This is a genomic window from Kribbella sp. NPDC051952 (assembly GCF_040680855.1).
In the GTDB taxonomy this organism is placed as follows: Bacteria; Actinomycetota; Actinomycetes; order Propionibacteriales; family Kribbellaceae; genus Kribbella.
This window is the reverse complement of the sequence record NZ_JBFAXQ010000018.1, coordinates 87,627-109,099: the sequence shown is the minus strand read 5'-3', so window position 1 is coordinate 109,099 and position 21,473 is coordinate 87,627. Positions and strand designations below refer to the sequence as shown.

General features: G+C 68.3%; 21 protein-coding genes. 14 read left to right on the top strand and 7 right to left on the bottom strand.

Annotated elements, in window-relative coordinates:
- Positions 1 to 62 precede the first annotated feature (62 nt).
- The 3 genes from AB0L70_RS29215 to AB0L70_RS29205 all read left to right on the top strand — a co-directional run bounded on the left by AB0L70_RS29215 (position 63) and on the right by AB0L70_RS29205 (position 3,307).
- Positions 63 to 1,130, top strand: coding sequence for an NAD(+)/NADH kinase (locus AB0L70_RS29215; protein ID WP_363689722.1), 1,068 nt, complete (start codon positions 63 to 65; stop codon positions 1,128 to 1,130).
- Between the two features lie 11 nt (positions 1,131 to 1,141).
- A complete protein-coding gene (locus tag AB0L70_RS29210; protein ID WP_363689720.1) occupies positions 1,142 to 2,239 on the top strand; it encodes a mannose-1-phosphate guanylyltransferase in 1,098 nt (365 codons plus the stop codon).
- A gap of 525 nt (positions 2,240 to 2,764) precedes the next feature.
- Positions 2,765 to 3,307, top strand: a complete 543-nt coding sequence (locus AB0L70_RS29205) for an ATP-binding protein (RefSeq protein WP_363689718.1) — start codon at positions 2,765 to 2,767, stop codon at positions 3,305 to 3,307.
- A 78-nt stretch (positions 3,308 to 3,385) separates the two neighbouring features.
- Here the strand turns inward: AB0L70_RS29205 and AB0L70_RS29200 are convergent, their stop codons facing one another.
- From AB0L70_RS29200 to AB0L70_RS29190, 3 genes are all read right to left on the bottom strand, one after another.
- Positions 3,386 to 3,955, bottom strand: a complete 570-nt coding sequence (locus AB0L70_RS29200; protein ID WP_363689716.1) for a dienelactone hydrolase family protein — start codon at positions 3,953 to 3,955, stop codon at positions 3,386 to 3,388.
- A 326-nt stretch (positions 3,956 to 4,281) separates the two neighbouring features.
- Complete coding sequence (locus tag AB0L70_RS29195) at positions 4,282 to 4,869, bottom strand: GNAT family N-acetyltransferase (RefSeq protein WP_363689714.1); 588 nt, start codon at positions 4,867 to 4,869, stop codon at positions 4,282 to 4,284.
- A 78-nt stretch (positions 4,870 to 4,947) separates the two neighbouring features.
- Positions 4,948 to 6,171: a phosphotransferase gene (locus tag AB0L70_RS29190; RefSeq protein WP_363689712.1), complete on the bottom strand. Its 1,224-nt coding sequence runs from the start codon at positions 6,169 to 6,171 to the stop codon at positions 4,948 to 4,950.
- A gap of 162 nt (positions 6,172 to 6,333) precedes the next feature.
- On the opposite strand from AB0L70_RS29190, the gene AB0L70_RS29185 reads away from it, so the two are divergent.
- From AB0L70_RS29185 to AB0L70_RS29170, 4 genes are all read left to right on the top strand, one after another.
- A complete protein-coding gene (locus AB0L70_RS29185) occupies positions 6,334 to 6,693 on the top strand; it encodes a YciI family protein (RefSeq protein WP_363689710.1) in 360 nt (119 codons plus the stop codon).
- A 123-nt stretch (positions 6,694 to 6,816) separates the two neighbouring features.
- On the top strand, positions 6,817 to 7,584 hold the full coding sequence (locus AB0L70_RS29180) for an aminoglycoside phosphotransferase family protein (protein ID WP_363689708.1): 768 nt from the start codon (positions 6,817 to 6,819) through the stop codon (positions 7,582 to 7,584).
- Between the two features lie 41 nt (positions 7,585 to 7,625).
- Positions 7,626 to 8,393, top strand: coding sequence for an MBL fold metallo-hydrolase (locus tag AB0L70_RS29175; protein ID WP_363689706.1), 768 nt, complete (start codon positions 7,626 to 7,628; stop codon positions 8,391 to 8,393).
- Positions 8,393 to 9,058: a Type 1 glutamine amidotransferase-like domain-containing protein gene (locus tag AB0L70_RS29170; protein ID WP_363689704.1), complete on the top strand. Its 666-nt coding sequence runs from the start codon at positions 8,393 to 8,395 to the stop codon at positions 9,056 to 9,058. The genes AB0L70_RS29175 and AB0L70_RS29170 overlap by 1 nt, the downstream gene beginning before the upstream one ends.
- Before the next feature lie 6 nt (positions 9,059 to 9,064).
- Here the strand turns inward: AB0L70_RS29170 and AB0L70_RS29165 are convergent, their stop codons facing one another.
- From AB0L70_RS29165 to cofD, 3 genes are all read right to left on the bottom strand, one after another.
- On the bottom strand, positions 9,065 to 9,745 hold the full coding sequence (locus AB0L70_RS29165; protein WP_363689702.1) for a DUF3105 domain-containing protein: 681 nt from the start codon (positions 9,743 to 9,745) through the stop codon (positions 9,065 to 9,067).
- A 125-nt stretch (positions 9,746 to 9,870) separates the two neighbouring features.
- Positions 9,871 to 10,845 (bottom strand): coenzyme F420-0:L-glutamate ligase, encoded by a 975-nt coding sequence (locus AB0L70_RS29160; RefSeq protein WP_363689700.1) that lies wholly within the window; start codon positions 10,843 to 10,845, stop codon positions 9,871 to 9,873.
- A complete protein-coding gene (gene cofD / locus AB0L70_RS29155) occupies positions 10,842 to 11,819 on the bottom strand; it encodes a 2-phospho-L-lactate transferase (RefSeq protein ID WP_363689698.1) in 978 nt (325 codons plus the stop codon). Before cofD ends, AB0L70_RS29160 begins: the two co-directional genes overlap by 4 nt.
- Positions 11,820 to 11,935: 116 nt before the next feature.
- Here cofD and AB0L70_RS29150 point away from each other — a divergent pair, with 116 nt between their 5' ends.
- From AB0L70_RS29150 to AB0L70_RS29135, 4 genes are all read left to right on the top strand, one after another.
- Positions 11,936 to 13,192 carry a hypothetical protein gene (locus AB0L70_RS29150; protein WP_363689696.1) on the top strand — a complete coding sequence of 419 codons (1,257 nt, stop codon included), beginning with the start codon at positions 11,936 to 11,938 and terminating at the stop codon, positions 13,190 to 13,192.
- A 348-nt stretch (positions 13,193 to 13,540) separates the two neighbouring features.
- On the top strand, positions 13,541 to 13,804 hold the full coding sequence (locus AB0L70_RS29145) for a WhiB family transcriptional regulator (RefSeq protein ID WP_130382502.1): 264 nt from the start codon (positions 13,541 to 13,543) through the stop codon (positions 13,802 to 13,804).
- A 148-nt stretch (positions 13,805 to 13,952) separates the two neighbouring features.
- Positions 13,953 to 16,868, top strand: a complete 2,916-nt coding sequence (locus AB0L70_RS29140) for a glycosyltransferase family 2 protein (protein ID WP_363689693.1) — start codon at positions 13,953 to 13,955, stop codon at positions 16,866 to 16,868.
- Complete coding sequence (locus AB0L70_RS29135) at positions 16,865 to 18,349, top strand: DUF5719 family protein (RefSeq protein ID WP_363689691.1); 1,485 nt, start codon at positions 16,865 to 16,867, stop codon at positions 18,347 to 18,349. The genes AB0L70_RS29140 and AB0L70_RS29135 overlap by 4 nt, the downstream gene beginning before the upstream one ends.
- Here the strand turns inward: AB0L70_RS29135 and AB0L70_RS29130 are convergent, their stop codons facing one another.
- Positions 18,350 to 18,736 (bottom strand): DUF3499 domain-containing protein, encoded by a 387-nt coding sequence (locus AB0L70_RS29130; protein ID WP_363689689.1) that lies wholly within the window; start codon positions 18,734 to 18,736, stop codon positions 18,350 to 18,352.
- Positions 18,737 to 18,767: 31 nt separating this feature from the next.
- Between AB0L70_RS29130 and AB0L70_RS29125 the strand changes: the two genes are divergently transcribed.
- The 3 genes from AB0L70_RS29125 to AB0L70_RS29115 all read left to right on the top strand — a co-directional run bounded on the left by AB0L70_RS29125 (position 18,768) and on the right by AB0L70_RS29115 (position 21,449).
- Positions 18,768 to 19,214, top strand: coding sequence for a metallopeptidase family protein (locus tag AB0L70_RS29125; RefSeq protein WP_363689687.1), 447 nt, complete (start codon positions 18,768 to 18,770; stop codon positions 19,212 to 19,214).
- A gap of 416 nt (positions 19,215 to 19,630) precedes the next feature.
- A complete protein-coding gene (locus AB0L70_RS29120) occupies positions 19,631 to 20,719 on the top strand; it encodes a Gfo/Idh/MocA family oxidoreductase (protein ID WP_363689685.1) in 1,089 nt (362 codons plus the stop codon).
- Positions 20,712 to 21,449 carry a ThuA domain-containing protein gene (locus tag AB0L70_RS29115; RefSeq protein WP_363689683.1) on the top strand — a complete coding sequence of 246 codons (738 nt, stop codon included), beginning with the start codon at positions 20,712 to 20,714 and terminating at the stop codon, positions 21,447 to 21,449. Before AB0L70_RS29120 ends, AB0L70_RS29115 begins: the two co-directional genes overlap by 8 nt.
- Positions 21,450 to 21,473 lie beyond the last annotated feature (24 nt).

The following is a 21,473-nucleotide window of genomic DNA, read 5'->3' as shown; positions in this document are numbered from 1 at the left end:
CCTCGCCGGTTGTCCTGGGGCGGCTACCGTGTAGCCAGGAACCCGTCTGGAGGTGGTCTGTCGTGGCAGTGCGCCGGCTGGGGCTGGTTGTGCACGAGGGGCGTCCGGTGGCGGTGCAGACCGCCGCGACCGTGCGTGAGTGGGCCGCGAATCATGACATCGGCTGCACCGACATCGACGTGTGGAAGGCGCACGAGGACCGGCGCGGCGGGATGGACGAGTTGCATCACGCCGGCGACCCGGATCTCGTCGTCACGCTCGGCGGTGACGGTACGTTCCTGCGCGGCGCCCGGATCGCCGCGAAGAACGACGCGATGGTGCTCGGCGTCGACCTCGGCAAGGTCGGATTCCTGACCGAGGTCGCTTGCCGCGATGTCGAGGAGGCGCTGGAGGCCGTGCATCACGGCGGTGCCACCATCGAGGAGCGGATGACGCTGACCATGCGGGCCTCGCGTCCGCTGGAGATCCCGAGCGGGATCGAGTCGCTGCTGCGGTACGGGCACGGTCCTGCGTTGCCGCCGCCGGCGGTGCGTCCGGAGTTGGCCCAGGACGACGGGTGGGGTGTGGCGCTGGACGTGACGGCGCTGAATGACGTCGTACTGGAGAAGCTGGCCCGCGATCATCAGGTGGCGCTCGGGGTGTATCTGGCCGGCCGGCTGTTGGCGTCGTACTCGGCCGATGCGGTGATCGTGGCGACGCCTACCGGGTCGACGGCGTACAGCTTCGCGGCGGGTGGGCCGATCTTGTCGCCGAACACCGAGGCGATCGTGTTCACGCCGGTCGCGCCGCATATGACCTTCAACCGGACGGTCGTCACGGCGCCGGACGAGCCGGTCGCGTTGCGGGTGTTGCCGCACTCGGGTCCGGCCGCGGTCAGTATCGACGGGCAGTTGCGCGGGGTGCTCGATCCGGGGGACTGGATCGGGGTGTACGGATCGCCTCGGCGGCTTCGGCTGGTGCGGTTACGTCCGACCGACTTCTACGGGCGGCTGCGGGATCGGTTCCGGCTCACGGATGCGCCCGCCACCGCGCTCGACGGCGAGTCCGACCACTTCTGGCGGACCACGTCCCCAGTACCGCCGGACCTGGCGCATCTCCGGATGCCGCCGGTGTTGGGCGAGGACCGGTAGGGTCTCTCCTCATGCGAAACGTGGTGATCCTGGCCGGAGGTTCGGGGACACGGCTGTGGCCGCTGTCGAGGGACGACCGGCCGAAGCAGGTGCTTCCGCTGGCGGCCGGGGAGTCGTTGCTCCGGGTGGCGTACAACCGCCTGCGCGGACTGGTCGAGCCGGAGAACATCTACGTCTGCACGGTCGGCGCCTACACCGAGGTGGTGCGCAAGGAACTTCCCGAGCTCGGCGCGCACAACATCATCGGTGAACCGGCCCGCCGCGACACCGCGAACGCGGTCGGCCTGGCCTCTGCCGTGGTCGCGCGCAACGACCCGGACGCGGTGGTCGCGTTCGTCGGGTCGGATCACCTGATCAGCCCGGAGGACAAGTTCCAGGAGGCGATCGAGAACGGGTTCGCGGTCGTCGAGCAGCGGGGCCGATCGCTGGTGACGTTCGGCATCGAGCCGACCCATCCGCATACCGGGCTCGGGTACATCGAGCGTGGCTCGGCTCTTGCCGGGACCTCCGCGTTCGTGGTCGACCGGTTCCGGGAGAAGCCGGATCGCGCGACCGCTGAGGAGTACCTGGCGACGGGGCGGTTCTGGTGGAACTCCGGGATGTTCGTCTGGCGCGCCGAGACTGTACTCAGCGTCCTCGACGAGCTCCTGCCGGAGTCGGCGGCTCGGTTGCGTGAGGTCGCGTCCGTGTGGGACACCCCTTCGCGTGACGAGACGCTGGCATCGGTGTACCCGAACCTGCGGAAGATCAGCGTCGACTACGCGGTGATGGAGCCGGCCTCGCAGGGCAAGGTCGATGCTGACGTTGTCGTCGTACCGATGCCTGTGCACTGGCTGGACGTTGGCTCTTGGGCTGCGCTGGCCGGGACGTACGACGCGGACGACCAGGGCAACCGGACCGACGGTACGACGCTGAGCTGCCTGCTCGACTCCCACAACAACATCATCGTCACCGACGACCCTGATCACCTTGTGGCCGCGGTGGGCCTGCAAAGCCACATCATCGTCCACACCCAGGACGTCACCATGGTCTGCCCCCTCTCCGACGGAGAACGAGTAAAAGACCTAGTAGCCCAAGTCCAATCCGACCACGCCGACCGCTACCTCTAACCGGTTGGCACCTAACTGGTTGGCACCGCCCCGCGGCGACAACCCTTCGGCCTCATCCGGCGGCGTGCGCGCAGGGTGGTGAGCGTGGGGTGTGATCCGGCGGCTCACTGTGATCACGCGAGCAGTTGGTGGGCTTCGGCTGAGTCCGCGTGAGACGACCGGCCTGCACGACTCGTCGTACGCAGCTCCGGAGATTCCTCAGCCCCTCTGACCCCAACGCAACAGGAGGGGATGTCCGCTTGGGTTGTGGGTTCTCTGCTGGTGTGGGAGGGGAGAACCCCCAACGCGAAGGGATATCCCTTCGAAGGCACAGCCGATGGATTGCCTGCCGGACCAGGCGTTTGTTGGGCGTTCGGTCGTAGTGCGGCCTCGTGGGATGTGTGGGGCGTTCGGTCGTGCTGGGCCTCGCGTGGTGGGGTTGGGTTATTAGGGGGCGCGGTACGGTGACTGCCGCTGCGTCGGACCGGGCCTGGTCATGGCGTTGGGGAAGGCTTGCGTTGGTGGGATGTTTGGGGGGACTTGGTGATGTCTGGGGTCACGCTGTTCTTGATGGTTGGGCTTCCTGGGGCTGGGAAGACGACGCGGGCTCAAGAGCTGGCTAGGGCTCACGATGCGCTGCGGTTTACTCCGGACGAGTGGCACCTTTCCTTGTTCGGTACCTCGTTGCGGGCTGAGGGCAAGCGTGATCTGCTTGAAGGCTGGATGATCACGGCGGCGCTGCGGACACTGCGGCTGGGAACCAGCGTCGTGCTCGACTTCGGGCTCTGGAGCCGGGACGATCGTTCGGCGCTGCGCTGGCTGGCCGACCAAGTCGGGGTGCCGTGTCAGGTGGTTTATCTGCCCGTTGACCTGGACGTTCAGCTCGCCCGCATCGCGCACCGCGAGGCCAGCATGCCTCAGACCTTTCCGATGCCTGAGGCGGACGTTGTTAGCTGGCGTACCAAGTTCGAAGCACCCGACGACGCCGAGCTTGCCGGCGTAGACAGCTTTGGGCCGCCTGGACAGTGGACGACCTGGCTCGCGTGGGCTCAAGATCGGTGGCCCACGCTCATTGCCGACTACTCCTAGATCACCAACCAGATAGCTCGGGACACAAGCGGTGGGTGGGTTGGTTCGGTGGCTGTGAGATGTGCGTCTCGCCCCCGATCAACGTACTGACCGAAGCATGTCCAGGAGGTCGCTCCAGGCGCCGGTTGTTGCAGCAGGTGAGTGGTCGGGATGGGACTCGTCGGTGAAATAGTGCCCCGCATCGTCGTACTCGCGGATCAGCGCGACCGCACCGGCGGCCTCTGCGCTGCGGCGGAACTCCACGACCTGCTCCGGCGGGACGAAACGGTCGCCCGCCGCATAGTGCAACTGCACGGGGGTGCCGGAGCGCACGCCGGACGGAACCGAGGCGGGGGCGTGCAGACAGGCCACCGCCTTCGCGGCGAGTCGGTCGGGCCAGATCTGACCGATCACGCCGACGCCCATCGAGAACCCGATCAGTACGGCGTTGTCGGATACCTGGGACAACGCGTCGTACGCGCGGTCTGTGATGGTCGACCAGCCGATCTCCTCCATCAACGCGAAGCCCGCCTCGATCTCACCTGGCGCGGTCCGACCGTCGAACAGGTCGGGTAACGAGACCTGATAACCCAACGACCGCAGGCGTTCCGCCGCAGCTACCTCGACCGGCCGCAAACCCCACATCGAATGGAACACCACGATCTCCATCCGCAGAGTCTCCCAACTCCCGCCCAACCACCATCGGGCGGCACCAGCCCGCCTCTCCCGCCCGACCACCTTCGGGCGGCACCAGCCCGCCTCCCCGCCAATCGTCAGCGAGTGCCCTGGAGCACGCGGGGGAGGGCAGTCCTCTCCGTGGAGCGCCAGGAGGTAGTCCGCCCGTGGAGCACCGGGAGAGTGGTCCTCCCGCGGAGTGCCGCGAGGGTAGTCCTCCCGTGGAGCACCGGGAGGGTCGTCCTCTCCTGGAGCGCCAGGAGCGTAGTCGTCCCGTGGAGTGCCGGGAGGGTGGTCCTCTCATGGGGCGTCGGGTTGAGTCAGTTGCGCTCAGCCCGGGCGACCTTGCGGATCATTACGCAGTTGCCTAGGCCTTTGGGGCGGTCGTAGGTGAAGCCCTCGCGTTCGTACATCGTTCGGGTGCCGTTGTATAGGAACGAGGAGTTCTTCTTCCGGATCCCGCCGGTGTCGTGCGGGTAGCCCTCGACCACGCCGCCGCCGGCCTGGGCGATCAGCTCGACGGCTCCGCGGAGCGCGATCGCGGCCAAGCCCTGACCGCGAAAGCTGCGCTCGACGAGGATGCAGGTGACGCGGTAGTCGGGCAGTCGCTCGGCAGTGGCCAGGTATTCCTTGCGGTGCTGGAGGTTGGGCAGTTCGTCGGGTGATCCGTACTCCGCCCAGGCGACGGCCCGGTCGCCGTCGTACACCAGTGCCGCATGCGCGATCCCGTCGGCCACGAGACGTTGCTTGAGCGCCCGGTTCCCCTCGGCGGTCTGCCCCTTCTCCGCGCAGTCGGGATGGAAATGCGTGCACCAGCAGCTGGCGAACATGCCCTTGTTCCGCTCGACAAGAGCGGCGAAGTCGTCAAACGTCTCCGGCGTAAGCGCCCTGATCCTGAAGTCGGACATGCCCGCAACGTACCCCCAATTCCGGACGTTCAACTTCCGGTACCCCAGGCAGAGCGACGGATCGCTGGATGGCGGATGTTATTGCTGGGTTGGGGTTCCCTGGTGGTGGAACATTTGCCAGTGGGCCGTGGCTACTCGGCGCCAGAGGGAGGTTCGGTGGGAGCGGCGGGTGCCGTTGTCGGAGGTGTATTTGAGCATCACCAGGCCGTCGGCCAGGCGGTAGCCGCGCATGTTCTGGACGCGGATCGGCTCGGCGTTCAAGTCGGTGTTGGCTGCGACCAGTTCTGCGGTGCCTTCGAACTCGAGTTCGCCGCCGGATGCGCCGTACTCGTGGAAGTCCGGGGCCAGCAGCCTGCGCAGGCGGGCTGGGTCGGCTCGGCACTCCGGGCTCAGCGACTCCTGCTCTGCGGCGATGGCCTCTGCCACCTGTGGGTCCTGGGACAGGTCCAGTCGACTGGTCACCGCGTCGAGGGTCGGCCAGGGTGGGCCTTCGCGCAGGGTGCGGAGGAGTTCGTCGCCGAACAGCTTTCCGTTGGGGAACTGGTCGCCGATGTCCCAGCGCCAGGCTGCGACCATTGCGAGGACGAGTTGGCGGCAGTCGCCGAGTAGGGCCTGGTCAACGTTCGGGTAGTGCTCGCAGACGGCCTCGGGGACATGGGCGAGATCGAACTCGACCGGGCCGCGGCAGCAGGTCTCGAAGTCGATGAACAGCGGGCCGTTCTTCGTGCTGAGCAGATTGCCTGGATGCGGTTCGCCGTGGAGTAGCTGCTCCGCGGCACCGCGGTCGTGGATTGCCCGCCGTACGCTGCCTAGCGTGTCGCTGAGGAACGCGCGGTCCGCGTCGGTGAGCTCCGGCGAGAGAGCCGGATTGCCGACAATCTTCTCCGCCTCCGTGATGCGGTCCGTGAACCGCGGGCTCGCCATATCAACCTTGCCCATGCCGGCATGCAGCTGCGCCAGCGCCTCGGCGAAGTCGGCTGGTACGACGTCAGGCGTCGCAGGCTCGTAGTACGTCCACAGGGTGACTGCGAAGCCATCGCGCGTGTAGACAACCGGGTCCACCCGGGGCTCCAACGCGGCCACCGGGGATCCGATCTCGGCGAGTCGTTGCGCGAGCTCGACTTCGAACTGTGCGACCTCCTGCCCCACCGGGGCGACCCGGGCGAACACGTCGGCCGGCGTCAGGTGCAGCGCCAGTTTGTTCGAGTTGTGCAGAACGGTTGCGTCGGTGGCCGGAAGGTCGAGCGAGGTGGCGATCGCGGTCGCAGCCGCGATCGCACGCGTGACGTCGTACGGGTCCATGGTTTCGTGAGGCTACCTTCGTGACCTGGTTCTGTCCCTCGTATTTCGGCGCGTGGGAGGGAATCCGGAAAACTTCTGCCGGTAGCCTGTCGGATCCGCCGTACGCCGTTCGTAGCGTAGGTGGAGGCGGACAGTGGGTCCGCTCAGGCCGAAGGAGCAGAGATGCCCGAGTACCTCATCTACTTCAACCAGCAGTGGGTGGGCGACCACACCGAGGAGTGGTTCCGCGGGCGCGGGCCGCTCGCCAGGGCGGTCGTGGACGAGATGAAGGATGCCGGCGTTTATGTCTTCGCCGGGGGCCTCGAGGAGGAGGACGGGCCGGTCTACCACGCCGACCCGACCAGCGGCGAGGTGCTGATCACCGACGGGCCGTACGTCGAGACCAAGGAGTTCCTGGGTGGGTTCGCCCTGGTGGACGTGCCGGACGACGAGACCGCCAAGATGTGGGCAGGCAAGGTCGCGGAGGGATGCGGCTGGCCGCACGAAGTCCGCCGCTTCAAGCCCCAAGGCCCGGCCAAGTAGGCCCACCGCCTGCCTCGACCCATGCCGAGGCACGACCTCATCGTGGAGCGACCTCGCCCACGATGAGGCCACGGGGGCGAATTGCCGGTGCGTTGGGTGGCCGGGCGCGGCTAGGGTCCGGTCGTGGCTCCGAGCGATGACGGCATCGATGCGTTGCGACCGGTCTCGATCGAAGACGGTGTCGTTACTCGGCCCGCTTCGTCCTGGTCGCCGACCGTGCATTCGTTCTTGCGGTACCTGCGCGGGCAAGGATTGACCTGCGTTCCGGAACCGATCGGTGTCGACGGCAACGTCGAGCGGCTGGTGGTCATCGAGGGGGACGCAGGCGGGGACAGTTGGGCGCATCAACACTCCGAGGCCGGGCTGCGTTCTGCGGCCCGGCTATTGCGGACGATTCACGACGCGTCTGTCGGTTGGGAGCCGCCAGTGGACGCGGTCTTCGGCGCGCCCAATGTGAAGTCCGAGGCGGAGATCGTGTGGTGTCACGGCGACGTCGGCCCTTGGAACATGGTGTGGCACGGCGACGAGGCCGTCGGCCTTTTCGACTGGGACTTTCTGCATCGCGGTCCGCGGCTCGATGACGTCGCGTACGCACTTCAATGGTTCACACCCGCGCGCAGCGACGAGATGGCGCTGAAATGGCACCACTTCCCGGCCGTGCCTGACCGGGCGGCGCGAGTACGCGCCTTCTTGCAGACGTACGGCGGATTGCCGGCCTTCGACGTGGCCGAGGCGATCGCCACCCGGACGGAGGCAACCATGGCCCTCGAGCTGTCGCTGGCGCGGGCCGGGGTCGAGCCGCAGCGGACCTGGGTCGCCGAAGGCAGCCAGGAGTGGGCCGCCACCGAAGCCCGATGGGTACGCGAGCACGCCAACCTCCTGAAGCCCTGACGCCTCTCGCGCTGGACGGAGACACCTGGCACAGTGAGCGGATGCTGAAACAGGTGGCGGACGGGGTATGGGTTCGGCAGAGCGAGTGGGTCTGGAGCAACGCCGTTGTGGTGCGCGGGGAGGCCGGGCTGATCCTGGTCGATCCCGGCATCGACGGGTCCGATCTGAACGAGCTTGCTGATGACGTGGACAAGCTTGGCGTTCCGGTGGTTGCCGGGTTCGCCACCCATCCGCACTGGGATCACCTGCTCTGGCATTCCCGGTACGGCGATGTGCCGCGCTACGCCACCTCCGACTGCGTGCAGCTTGCGAGTGAAGCCCGAGAGCGGGCGCAGGCGATGGCCGCGGAGAGTGCTTCGGACATCCCGCTCGAGCTGATCGGGCTCCTCACCCCACTGCCCGCGGACGGGGGACCCGTGCCGGGCGAGCTCGTCGAGCATGACGCGCACGCCATCGGCCACGCCGCCGTACTCCTCGCGGACCGAGGCGTCCTGATCGCCGGCGACATGCTGTCCGACGTACTGATCCCACTCTTCGACCCGCGCCGGCCGGGTCAACTGGGTGCCTACGACGCAGCACTCGACCGCCTCGGCAAGGCCGCCCAAGACGTCAATGTCCTGATCCCCGGCCACGGAGCCGTTGCCGAAGGCCCCGAAATAGCAGCTCGCCTCGCCGCCGACCTCGCCTACCTCGACGCCCTGCGCCAAGGCGAGGAACCAGCCGACCCACGTCTGGCCCAGGACTGGCTGGCCGCCCCCCACCAAGCGAACCAGAAGCAAGCCGGACGATTCAGCCAGGGACAGGTGTGATGAAGCTTCTCCTCACGGACTCAGGCATCAAGAACCCGAGCATCCACGACGCGTTGGTCGACCTGCTGGGCAAGCCGATTGCCGAGTGCAACGCGCTCTGTATTCCCACCGCGATGTACGCCCAGCCGGGCGGCGCCGAACAGGCCTGGAAACTGATCAGTGGGCAACAACCCCTCTGCCCCATGACCGAACTGGGTTGGAAGTCCGTGAGCGTGCTTGAGCTCACCGCGCTGCCCAGCATCGACGAAGAGGTCTGGGTCCCCCTGGTTCAGGAGGCTGACGTCCTGCTGGTGGGAGGCGGCGATCCCATGTATCTGTGCCACTGGATGCGGGAGTCCGGACTGGCAGACCTCTTGCCGTCGCTGCGCGCGGTCTACGTGGGATTGAGCGCCGGGAGCATGGTGATGACCCCCAGCATCGGGGAGCGCTTCGTTCGCTGGGGCCCGCCCGGTGGTGGCGACAAAACGCTGGGCATCGTCGATTTCTCGATGTTTCCGCACCTGGACTACCCGGGTTTCGAGAACAACACCATGGCCAGCGCCGAGAAATGGGCCGCCGGCATGCCGGTGCCGGCGTACGCGACAGACGACCAGACCGCCCTCAAAGTGATCGACGGGAACGTCGAGGTCGTCTCCGAGGGGCACTGGAAGCTGTTCAGCCGCTAACCGCCGTCAGCCGCCCTGAGGCTCTTGGGCGTCCAGGGCCGGGTACTTGTCCATGAACTGGTTGAGGGCGTCGCCGGAGACGGAGCCGCAGAACTGACGGTGGCCGAAGGCCTTGTCGGAGCCGGAGGTGTTGGCGCTCCAGTGGGCGAAGGCGATGTTCTTGCCGGCCGGCCAGGGCTTGCCGTCGGTCTCACGGAAGGGCGCGGCAATGAACTTGCCGTTGGAGCTGTCCGGCAGCTTCGCCTTTGAGATCTTCTCGATCTGGTCCTTCTGGTCCTGCGGGAGCGAGTCCTTGTACCAGAGGATCGTGTAGCCGTGCTCGAGGTTGTGGACCAGGTTCGGCACCGGCGGACGATCGTCCAGCGTGTAGAACTTCTTGTCGAACGGCGCCCAGGTCGCATAGTGCGAGCCCGAGGACGGCGGCGAGACCGAGTAGTCGATCGGCGTACCGTCCGGCTTGTGGTCCAGGGTGCCGGTGGCCGCGTCGTCGGTGATCGTGTCGCAGGAGGCTGCCGACACGGCCACGCCGAACTCGGTCAGGGCCTGGTTCTTGGTCCGGGAGTCCTGGATCAGCCGGATCGCCGGGTAGGCGATGATGGCCAGTCCGACGATGATCGACCCGACGACGATGAGAATGGTCCGGGTCCGGTCCGTGCGAGCCTGGTCCCGCTGCATCTTCTCGATCATTTGGCGGCGCGACTGCTTCTGCGACGACGCTTTACCCACAGTGTTGGTCTTCCCGGATCTGGGCGGCCACCGCGCCGCCGTGCCAACGCAGTGTACGAGGTCACCCTAAGAACTTGCCTAGAAAACTAGCGGGACCGTGAGCCGAACGTGATCGTTGCCTCGCTGCCTGGGCCGGTTCGGACGGTGACGCCGTAGCCCTCGGCGTGCAGCAGTACGGCGAGACGCTCGGCGATCATGCCGACCGCGACAGGCTGGTCGCCGAAGACCGTGATGGCGTTGTCGAGCAGCTCGAGGTGGATGTCCTCCTCCTCATCCAGCAGCCCGTCCCACAGCGCCGGATCGACCTCGCGCGGACCGGTGGGAGCCTGACGCTCCAGTACGGCGGCCCGCGCCGCCTCACGCGTTCCCAGGCTGAACATGTCGAACTCCGCGTCCCGTACCAGCGCCCGCGCACCCGGCCCGTCGTCTCCCACCGGGAGTACGACGTCCTGCAGCCCGCGCACGACCGCGACCGGTACGCCGTCGGCCTTGCCCTTGACGAGTTCGCTCGCACCGGCGATCTCGTCGGCCAGCGCGGGCTCGGTCACCGCGAGGACGTTGCCGTGGCTGTCCGTCGTACCGCGGAGGTCCTCCACCACACGGACTCCGGCCGCGCCGATCGCAAGGTCGGTCTGACCGTTCCGCCATGGGCGGCCCAGGGTGTCCGTGATCACGATGCCGACGTTCACGTCGTACCGCTGCTTCAAGGCGGTCCTCAAGGCCCGCGCCGACGCGTCGGGGTCCACCGGGAGCAGCAGGACCGTGCCGGGGGCGGTGTTGGACGTGTCCGTGCCCGCGGCCGCCATCACGAGGCCGTGGCGGGTCTGGACGATCCGGGTCTCGCCGCGCTGGGCTACGACCCGCACGAGTTCCGCGTCGATAGCCTCCTGCCGGGTGCCGTGGGTGAGGCGGCCCTCGGCCTTGCTGACGATCTTGGACGTGACCGATACGACATCGCCGTCCCGCAGGTCGGTCCCGTCACCGATCAGCGCGGCCAGGTCATCCCCGGCCGCCACCTCCGGCAGTCCGGTCACTGGAAAGACTTCCAGCTGCTTCCTCATCGCCGTACGGCCTCCGCGAGGTTCAGGGCCGCGTCAGCCATCGCGGCGGTCAGGGTCTCGTCCGTCATCCACAACGGAACGGCCTGCACGTGAATTCCGGCTCCGGCGATCGAATCTGCCTGGATCGCGTCCGAGCTGTCGATCAGCCAGCCGTCCAGTACGCCGCCGGACGCGCGGGAACCGTAGTACCGGGCGACGGCCGAGGCGGTCGACGCGACGCCGACCGCGGCCAGGACCTTGTCCGCCATACCGCGGACCGGACTGGTGCCGATGATCGGGGACAGGCCGATGACCGGCGCGGGGGTCTCCCGGACCGCGTCCCGGATGCCCGGTACGCCGAGGATCGTGCCGATCGAGACCACGGGGTTGGACGGCGGCAGGATCAGCGCGTCGCAGGTCGCGATCGCCTCCAGTACGCCGGGGGCCGGCTTCGCCTTCTCCTGGCCGACCGCGACGATCTGATGCGCGGGAACCTCCGCGTGCAGGCGGACCCAGTACTCCTGGAAGTGGATGGCCTTGCGCCGCCCGGGCTTGTCCGGGTCGTCGATGACCACATGGGTCTCGACCCGGTCGTCACTCATCGGCAGCAGCCGGACGGGCAGCTTCCAGCGCTCGCACAGCGCCTCGGTCACCGCGGTCAGGCCGTAGCCGGCGTCGAGCATCTGGGTCCGGACCAGGTGGGTGGCCACGTCGCGGTCGCCGAGCCCGAACCAGGTCGGCTCCACGCCGTACGCCGCGAGCTCCTCCTTGATCACCCAGGTCTCGTCCTCACGGCCCCAGCCGCGTTCGGCCGAGATACCGCCTCCGAGCGTGTACATCACCGTGTCGAGGTCGGGACACACCCGCAGCCCGAACAGGGTGATGTCGTCCGCGGTGTTCCCCACAACCGTGATCTCGGCGTCCGGGCGGGCCTTCAGCAGCCCGCGCAGGAAGGTGGATCCGCCGATGCCACCGGCCAGCACTGTCAATCGCATGGGAAGAGTCTGCACGAGTCGTCAATCAGTCGGACCACCGCACGACTATGCTGCGGTGGGTCCGAACCATCCGCACAGCTCAGTTGTACGGCCCCCCAACATCCCGAGGAGCCCTCGTGGTCACCGACGCAACCAAGAAGCTCAGAGAGCCGGTCGCGTACACCCTGCTCGCATTCGCCGGCCTGCTCGTGCTGGCCTCAGTGATCCGGCTGTTTGTCGGCGGCGCCGGCTTCACAGCCGCCGCCGGAGGCGTGCAAGCTACGCTCACCCCGCCCTCGTTCAGCGCACTCCTGCTGCTGGTCGCCCTGGCGGGAGCGGTCTGGCTGGTGACCGAGGCGGGTGAGCGGACGCCGAACGCCCGGACCGTGGCCATTGCCTCGCTGGTGATCACCGGTCTGGCGCTGCTGCTCGGTCTGGTCACCGCGTTCGCGGGCTTCAACGAGACCAGCACCGCCGGCCTGAAGCTCGTCGGCTTCGTCTACGCACTCGCCGGCCTGGCCCTGTACGGCGCCGCCGGTCTCTACATCCTGAAGAACTTCCAGTCGCTGCCGGCGCCGGTCCGCGCCCCGAAGGGCCAGTTCGCGCCGCAGGGCCAGGGTCAGGGCCAGTACGGCCAGCAGCAGTACGGCCAGACCGCGCCGTACGGGCAGCAGGGTGGCTACGGCCAGCCGCAGGGCCAGCAGGGTCAGCCCCAGGGCCAGTACGGCCAGTACGACCAGGGCCAGGGCCAGTACGGCGGCTACGGCGCCGCGGCCGGTGCCGGTGCAGCCGGTGCCGCCGGTGGTTACGCCGCGGGCCAGGGCGAGCAGCAGTGGCCGCAGGAGCAGAGCTGGAACCAGGGCGAGCAGCAGAACTGGTCCGCCGGCGAGGCCGGTCAGCACGCAGCCGACCCGCAGCACCAGCCGGCCGAGCAGTCGTGGTCCGCGGAGGGTCAGGGCGTCGAGCCGACGCAGGCGTGGAGCTCCGAAGGCCAGCAGCAGTGGGGTGGCGCTGACGCCGCCCAGGGTTCGCACCAGGCCGAGCAGCAGTGGCCGCAGGAGCAGCAGTGGGGCGCCGACGGCGGCCAGCAGCAGTGGAGCGGTCAGGACTACGGTCAGCAGCCGCAGGGCCAGCAGGAGTGGGGCGGCCAGTCGGAGCACGCCGTCCGCGAGGAGGGCTCGCACGAGCAGCCCGAGGCCGCACAGTCGTGGCAGCAGCCGGAGCAGTCCTGGCCGGCCGAGGAGACCCCGGCGGCCGAGCCGAGTGTCCCGGCAGCGGAGCCTGAGGCCGCCGACCAGACCCGGATCGACCCCGCGGCGACCGAGCCGGAGAAGAACGACCAGGACCAGCAGCCGGGCCAGAACCAGCAGGGCTGGTGGTCCCAGCCTTCCTGACCGGAAGTGAAAGTCCTTCCAGGTAAGGCGGTTCGCCCGGCCTGATCGGGCAGCAAGCCCTTGCCGACGGTACGCCGAAAGTTCTCTTCGGCGCCGCCGGTAGGGCCATAGCAGTGACGAGAGGCCTGTGTCCACAGGCCTCTCGTTGTTTTGCAGCCGTGTTGCGGATGATGCCAATAGCAGACCACGGCTTGACTTTCGTGGATTGCAGGAATGTAATTTCAACCGTGTCGTTCGTTGGACACTCGGTATCGGGGACCGTTGCAGAGCGCAGGACGGACGAGGTCAGGCATGTGGACCGCAAACCCACATGTACAGGGGAACGAACAGGGTCGAGGAGGTCGTACCGTGACAGAGCTGATGGCGATTGTCGACGGTGAGGCGATCGAGGAGGAGCCGAACTGGCAGGAACGGGCGCTGTGCGCCCAGACCGATCCAGAGGCTTTCTTCCCGGAGAAAGGCGGGTCAACCCGCGAGGCGAAGAAGGTCTGCCTCGGCTGTGACGTGCGAGGCGAGTGCCTCGAGTACGCACTGCAGAACGATGAGCGCTTCGGTATCTGGGGCGGCTTGTCGGAGCGGGAACGCCGCAAGCTGAAGAAAAAGGCCGTCTGACGGTCAAGGACGGCAGACAACTTCACACGAACTTTCCGCGAGGCCCCGGGGACGAACAGTCACCGGGGCCCGCGGCTTTTAGAGCCTTCGCCGCGCGGCTGTATGGTGACCCAGACCGTCCGTAACCATCGAGGTGTCACAGCTCCGCATGGAACAAGAAGCTCCGGCCGGCTGGGAGTTCTTCGACTCTGTCGACTTCCCGACCGATCACATCGACGACCCGATGGGTCGCCCGCGGGTCCGGCACGTCGTCACCGCGGTGGTGGTCGGACACGAGGGCGCTGCCTGGCTGCCCCGGCTCTCCGAGGCGCTCTGGGCGCTCAACCCACGCCCGGACCGCCTGATCGCGGTCGACACCGGATCCACCGACGAGACCGCTGAACTGCTGGCCGCGATGCCCGGTGTCGAGCCGGTCGTCAGCGTCTCCGCCCGGACCGGTTTCGGGATGGCGGTCGCCCGCGGCCTCGAGGCGGTCGGGTTCGCCCCGATCCCGTCGGCCGTCGGCCCGTACGGCGATGACGGCCATATGCCCGTGATCGAGTGGCTCTGGCTGCTGCACGACGACTGCGCACCCGCACCGAAGGCCCTGGAGAAATTGTTGCTCCAGGCCACGATTTCGCCGGACATCGGCGTCTGGGGCCCGAAGCTCCGGCTCTGGCCCCGGGACCGCGAGCTGCTCGAGGTCGGCGTCAGTACGTCCCTCGGCGGTCGTCGCGACACCGGTATCGAGAACGGTGAGCTCGACCAAGGTCAGCACGACCAGCCGCGGAGCGTGCTCGCGGTCAGCTCGGCCGGCATGCTGGTTCGCCGCGATGTCTGGGAGGCGCTGCACGGGTTCGACCCGCGGCTGCCGATGTTCCGCGACGACATCGACTTCGGCTGGCGGGCGAGCCGCGCCGGCTTCCAGGTAGGCGTCGCGCCGGACTCGGTCATCTACCACGCCCAGGCGGCCGCGACCGGCGAGCGTGCACTGGCCGGCACCCGTCGGCACGCGTACCAACTCGACCGTGCTCACGCGTACTACACGGTTCTCGCGAACGCGCCCGGCAAGCTGCTGCCCCTGCTGATCCTGCGGTTCCTGTTCGGCACGGTCATGCGCTCGGTGTGGTTCCTGCTCGGCAAGACGCCATCCGGCGCGGTCGACGAGTGGACCGCACTGCTCGGCACGCTGCTGGCCGGTGGCTGGACCCAGGCCCGCAAGAACCGCCGCAATCTCGACAAGGTCCCGTACGACGACATCAAGGGCCTGTTCTCCCGGTCGGTGCACGCATTGCGGCACAACCTGGAAGAGACGACCACCACGATCTCCGAGCGGATCCGTGAGGCGTGGGCGGACGAACCGGAAGAGCAGGTCGTCACCAGTGCCCGCCGGGCGAAGTCCACGGCCCGGGTAGCTGCCGACCAACCCCGCTGGCGCCGTCAGCTGATCCGGCGTCCGTTCCTGATCGCTTGGGTGTTCCTGGCGATCGGTGCGTTGATCTCGGCCCGCAGTCTGATCGGTAGCGGCGTACTGCGGTCTCATCTGTTGTTGCCGGCGCACGAGAGCCTTGGTGCGCTCTGGCATGCGGCGGCCGCCGGTCCGCCCGGTGTGACGCCGCCTGCTTGGCTGGCGCAGTTCTGGGCGTTCTCGACGGTGATGTTCGGTCCGTCCGGTGCGGTGAACCTGCTGCTGCTCGGTGCGGTTCCGCTGGCCGGTCTGGCCGCGTGGGCGTTGCTGCGCGCGTTCGTCGTCGACCGCGTCGCGAGGGCTTGGGGTGCGTCGGCGTACGGGCTTGCTGTCTTCACGAACGGCGCCATCACGCAGGGCCGGATCGGGACGTGTGTGGCTGCGATTGTGCTGCCGCTGTTGGGTGCTGCGGTGCACACCGTGGCCCGGCGGCGTCGCGTGGTCATTCAAGGCAGTTGGCGGGCCGCATGGTTCGCGGGAATCTGTCAGGCCGTGCTGTTCGCGTTCACTCCGGCCCTGGGTCTGCTGATCGGCGTGATCCTGGTCCTCGGTGCGGTGCTCGGGTTGGGGTGGCGCAGGCAAGGACGTCAGCTCGTTTTCTCCGTCGTACTGGGCCTTTTGCTGGTGCTGCCGTGGACGATCCAGCTCGTGCTGCACCCGTCGCGGCTGGGGCAGGAGGCTGGTGGCCCACCGACCGCTGCGGTTGGTCCGGGCGACAGCCTGCAGCACCTGCTGACCGGTACGCCGATGGGTGGGCCGACGCCGTGGTGGCTCGCCGTACCGCTGATTGTGGTGGCGCTGGTCAGCCTGCTGCGGGAGACGCGGCAGCGGTACGAGTTGCTCGGATGGTTCGCCGCACTGGCCGGCCTGGCCGGGACACTGGTCGCCAGCCGGCTGGGTGGTGGCAGTGGGCCGCTGATGTTCCTGATGACAGCCGGCTGGGTCGTTGCCGTGACGGTCGCCTGGGATTCGGTCGGCAAGTCCACCGAGATCATCGTGCAAGGCGTGCTCGGGATCGTGCTGGTGACGACGATCGTGACGGCCGGGTTCTGGCTGGTGCGCGGGATGGACGGGCCGCTGTTCCGCGGGCCCGCGCAGGACCTTCCGGCGTACCTGGTCTCTGGTCAGGCGCCACCGGAGAATCAGTCGATCCTGATCGTGCGCCAGGCGCCGCAGGGCGAGATGCGGTTCTCACTCGTGAAGAACGGCGGCCCGCGGATGGGGTCGCTGGAGGCCGCTCCGACGGCCGAGCAGACCAAGCCGATCACCGAGGTGCTGTCGACGCTTGGTGGCGGCGGCACCGGTGAAGAGGGCCGCCAGTTGGCCGGTCTGGCGATCGACTACGTCTACCTGCCCGCTCCGGTGGATCCGACGCTGCAGTCCACGCTCGATTCGCTGCCCGGTCTGACCCGGGCGAGTGCGAACGACAACGAGGCGGCCTGGCTGGTGGACCGGACGAAGGTCCAGGGCAGTTCGCCCCTGCAGGACCAGACCCACAGTCTGTGGCGGATCCTCGGCCTGATCGGCTGGATCATCGCGCTGATCTTCTGCCTGCCGACCGTTCGCCGTACTGTCGCCGTCCCGCACGGCACCCACGCGAGGAGGGACAACCGGTGAGGCGGTTGCTGTCGGATCCACGTATCCGGCTCGGAGCCTGCGTGCTGGCGATGGCTGCTGTCGCCGGCATCGGCGTGGTCACCCACCCCAAGGCAGCGGTGACGCGTCCGGAGGCTGCCGCCGTACCGGAGCCCGCGGTGGTGAACCGTACGGCGTTGTCCTGCCCGGCGCTCGCGCCCGCTCCCGGCGGCACTATGTCGAGCGTGGTCAGCGGAGTGTCCCCGACACTGCCCGACGGCACGCCGACCGCGTCCGGTAGTGACGCGCCGCTCGCGATCACCGCGCTGAAGGCCGACGCCAATCCGGTCGGCTCGCTGCTCGTCCGTGGCCAGATCGGTTCGAGCCCTGTCTCCACCAAGCCGGCGCCGCTGTCGATCCACGGCACCGGACCACTCGCCGCAGGCACGGTCGGTACGAGTACGACGACCGCTACCGCCGGTGTGAACCGCGGAATGGCCAGCGTGCCTTGCCAGCTGCCCGGTTCGGACTTCTGGTTCGTCGGGGCGTCCGGAGCGAGTGACCGCCGCGATGTGCTCACTCTGACCAACCTGGACAGCGTCAACGCCACGGTCGACGTCACCGTGTTCGCGCGCAGCGGTCCGCAGGACCTGCCGGTCGCACGCGGACTCGTCGTACCGGCCCGGGACTCGTACGAGGTGTTCCTCGGGCAGGTCGCGACGAACCTGCGCGATATCGCATTGCATGTCGTCTCCACCGGTGGGCGGGTGGCGCCCTCACTGCGATCCAACCCGATGACGGGCAAGGTCCCGGCCGGAGTGGACTTCCTGAACACGTCGTCGCCGCCGGCGACCAAGGTGTTCGTGCCGGCCGTCGCACCGGGAGCCGGACTGCGGATCCTGTCGGTCGCTAACCCGTCGGACCTGCAGGCGACCGCCAGTCTGACGATCAACGGCCCGAACGGCCCGTTCAAGCCAGCTGGTCTGGAGACTCTGGTGATCCCGGCCGGGTCGGTGAAGACGTACCAGCTCGATCCGGTCCTGCACGCCGATGCGAGTGCGCTCACCATCACGTCGGACCAACCGGTGACAGCGTCGATGCGGACGTCGGACAAGAGTGGGAAGGACTTCGCGTCGATCGGGTCGGCCGAGGCGCTCACGGGACCGGCGTACCTGGTGCTGCCGGCACATCAGCAGCAGGCCATGCTCCAGGTGACGGCTCCCGGTAAGAACGGCAGCGTGAAGTTCGAGCTGCGGGATGCGGCCGGACGGGTGCTGCAGACGCGGGCGCTGGATGTGGTCGGTGGGTCGACCACTGCGATCCCGTTCAAGGCGCAGCCGAGACCGACGTACCTGATGGTCGAACAGACCCGGGGCACGGTCGTGGCCGGCGTGACGCTGATGCCCTCGGCGAAGGCGGACGAGGACGACGTGGCGCAGGTAGCTGCCTGGCCGCTCACGACGTCACTGGTCTTCCGAGCCCAGCTCGGCGCCCAGCCCGATGTCAGTGCAGCGCTGAGGTAGTCAGGCTTCGGAGGTGTTCGCGCCGGGGTCCTGCAGCATGCGCAGGTGGCCTCGGCGGGCTACCTCGACCGGCGCACCCGGTGTGCCACGGCCGGGCTCGCCACGCGGCGGCAACGGCCGGGCGGCCTCGCGGACCGCGTTGGCCAGGGCTTCCAGGTCGTCCGACGACGGTCCGGCCGCAGCCGGGTCCGGAGCGAGCCGGATGACTTCCCAGCCGTTCGGAGCGGTCAGCCGGTCGGCGTGGTCCGCACAGAGGTCGTAGCAGTGCGGTTCCGCGTACGTCGCCAGTGGGCCGAGCACACACGTGGAGTCGGCGTACACGTACGTGAGCGTCGACACAGCCGGCTGATGACAGGCGGCGCGCGAACAGATCCTGGCGATGCTCACGACCAGACATTACGCCCACTAGGCTGAGCGTGTGACCGAGGCTCGCCGTCATCGCAGGCACATAGACCGCCACGGACGCGGCATGCTCGGCCCGATCAGCCGGCCGAGCAAGTTCGCGCCGCGTGGTCTGCCGCTGCAGCGGTCGGCCGCGGCCCAGTTCGACGAGGTGGTCGCGATCGAGGTGACCCGGCTGGAGAAACGGCTCCCGCAGGTCGTCGCCCGGGTCGAGTTCGCGATCGAGGACGTGCCGAACCTGGACCTCGACGCGACCGAGATCCCGCTCACCCACTCCACCGGCGGTACGTCGCACGAGCCGTACCGGATCGTGGTGTTCCGCCGCCCGATCGAACTGCGCGCCGAGCGCTCCGGCACCGGCCTGGCCTGGCTGGTCCGGTCCGCGCTGGTGCTCGAACTGGCCGACGTCCTCGCCCTCTCCCCGGAACAGATCGACCCCGAATTCGACGCCGACGAGGACTGACCCACCACCCCCACCCATCCACCGGCCCCGCCGACCGCAGATCCGCCGACCGGATCTGCGGTCGAGAGACCTCCGCGGGGATATCCGCTCGTGAGCCCGGATGATCAGTGTCGAGCGCAGCGAACACGAGGCGATATCCCTCGCAGTTGTGGGTTCTCCCCTGGTATGAGCCAGGAGAACCCACAAGCGCAAGGGATAACCGCCGGTCTTGTTCTCCCATTGCGCGTCCCAACCCGCTTCGGCTTCCCGCTTCGGCTTCCCGCCTCCGCTTCCGCTGGCCGCTCCCACCGACGCCGAGTTCGACGGCGGCGACGGCTGACTGACGGACACGCGCCCCTCCCGCGGATGTTGGAACCTGTTCCGTAGTGTGGGAAGGGGTTTGTGTCCGTCGTTGTCATCGGGAGAGGATCGTGGCTGTGAACGATCAAAAACTGCGGGTCGGAGTAGTCGGACTGGGCTTCGCCGGACGGACGGCGCTGGAGGCGTTCTCCGAGTTGCCCGATGTCGAAGTGGTCGCCCTCGCGGGGCTGGAGAAGGATCTCCTGACCACCCTGGGGGAGAAGCACGGCGTACCGCATCTCTACGAGAAGTGGGAGGACCTGCTCGAGACCCCGGGCCTGGAGGCGGTCAGCATCGGCACGCCGACGCAGCTGCACGCTCCTATTGCCCTCGCGGCGCTGGCGAAGGGCCTGCACGTGCTGTCCGAGAAGCCGCTGGCCCGGACGGTGGCCGAGGGTACGGCGATGGTCGAGGCCTCGAAGCAGGCCGGCCGGGTGCTGAAGGTGGTCTTCAACCACCGCGAGCGCGGTGACGTCGCGGCGCTGAAGCACCAGATCGACGAGGGTCAGCTCGGCCGGATCTACTACGCGAAGGCGCACTGGATGCGCCGCAACGGCATCCCGGGCATGGGCGGCTGGTTCACCAACCGCGAGCTGTCCGGTGGCGGACCGCTGATCGACCTGGGTGTGCACATCCTCGACATGGCGCTGCACCTGCTCGGCGAGCCGCAAGTGACCACGGTCTCGGCGAACACGTTCGCCGAGCTGGGTCCGCGCGGCAAGGGCAGTGTGGCCAGCGCGGAACGGCCGGTCGTCGACACGCTCGGGTCGAAGTTCGAGGTCGAGGACCTCGCGACGGCGTACCTGCGGCTGGAAGGCGGCGGGGCGCTGCAGTTGGAGACCAGCTGGGCGACCTTCCGGGCGCCGGGCGACAACTTCGGCATCGAGCTGTTCGGCACCGAGGGCGGCGCCAAGATCGAGGTGCAGAACTACACCACCGAGGACACCCTGCGGATCTTCACCGACGTCGCCGGCATCCCGGCCGAGGTGAAGCCGGCGACCGGTGCCGGGCTGGGCCACCGCGCGGTGGTACGGGAGTTCGTCCGGATCGTCCGTAGTGGCGACTGGGAAGGTCAGAACGGATCCGAAGCGCTGCTCCGGACCGAGGTCATCGACGCCTGCTACGCCTCGGCGAAGGCAGGACGAGAGGTTGTGCTTCATGACTGATCCGATTCGCGTCACCGTCTGGGGCGAGAACGTGCACGAGGGCCGCGACGAGTCCGTGCGCAAGCTGTACCCCGACACGATGCACGGCACGATCGCGGCGGCGCTGCGCGACAAGCTCGGCGCGGACGTCGTCGTCCGGACCGCCACGCTGCAGGATCCGGAGCACGGACTGACCGAGGAAGTGCTCGCCGACACCGACGTGCTCACCTGGTGGGGTCACGCGGCGCACGGCGACGTCGACGACGCGATCGTCGACCGGGTGCAGCAGCACGTGCTCTCCGGGATGGGCCTGATCGCGCTGCACTCGGCGCACTTCAGCAAGATCTTCATCCGGCTGATGGGCACCACCTGCTCGCTGGACTGGCGGGCCGAGAACGACCGCGAGCTGATCTGGACGGTCGCCGCCGGTCACCCGATCGCGCAGGGCATCCCGCACCCGCTGGTGATCGAGCGCGAGGAGATGTACGGCGAGCTGTTCGACATCCCGCAGCCCGACGAGCTGGTCTTCGTCAGCTCGTTCACCGGCGGCGAGGTGTTCCGGTCGGGCTGCTGCTACCGCCGCGGCCAGGGCCGGGTGTTCTACTTCCGCCCGGGCGACCAGGAGTTCCCGACGTACCACCAGCCCGAGGTCCAGCAGATCATCGCCAACGCGACCAAGTGGGCTGCGCCGACCAGCGAGCGTCAGTTGCCGACCGTTCACCACCGCAAGGACATTGGTTGGTTCGAGTAAGGAAAGAGCACAGCCTGAAATTCG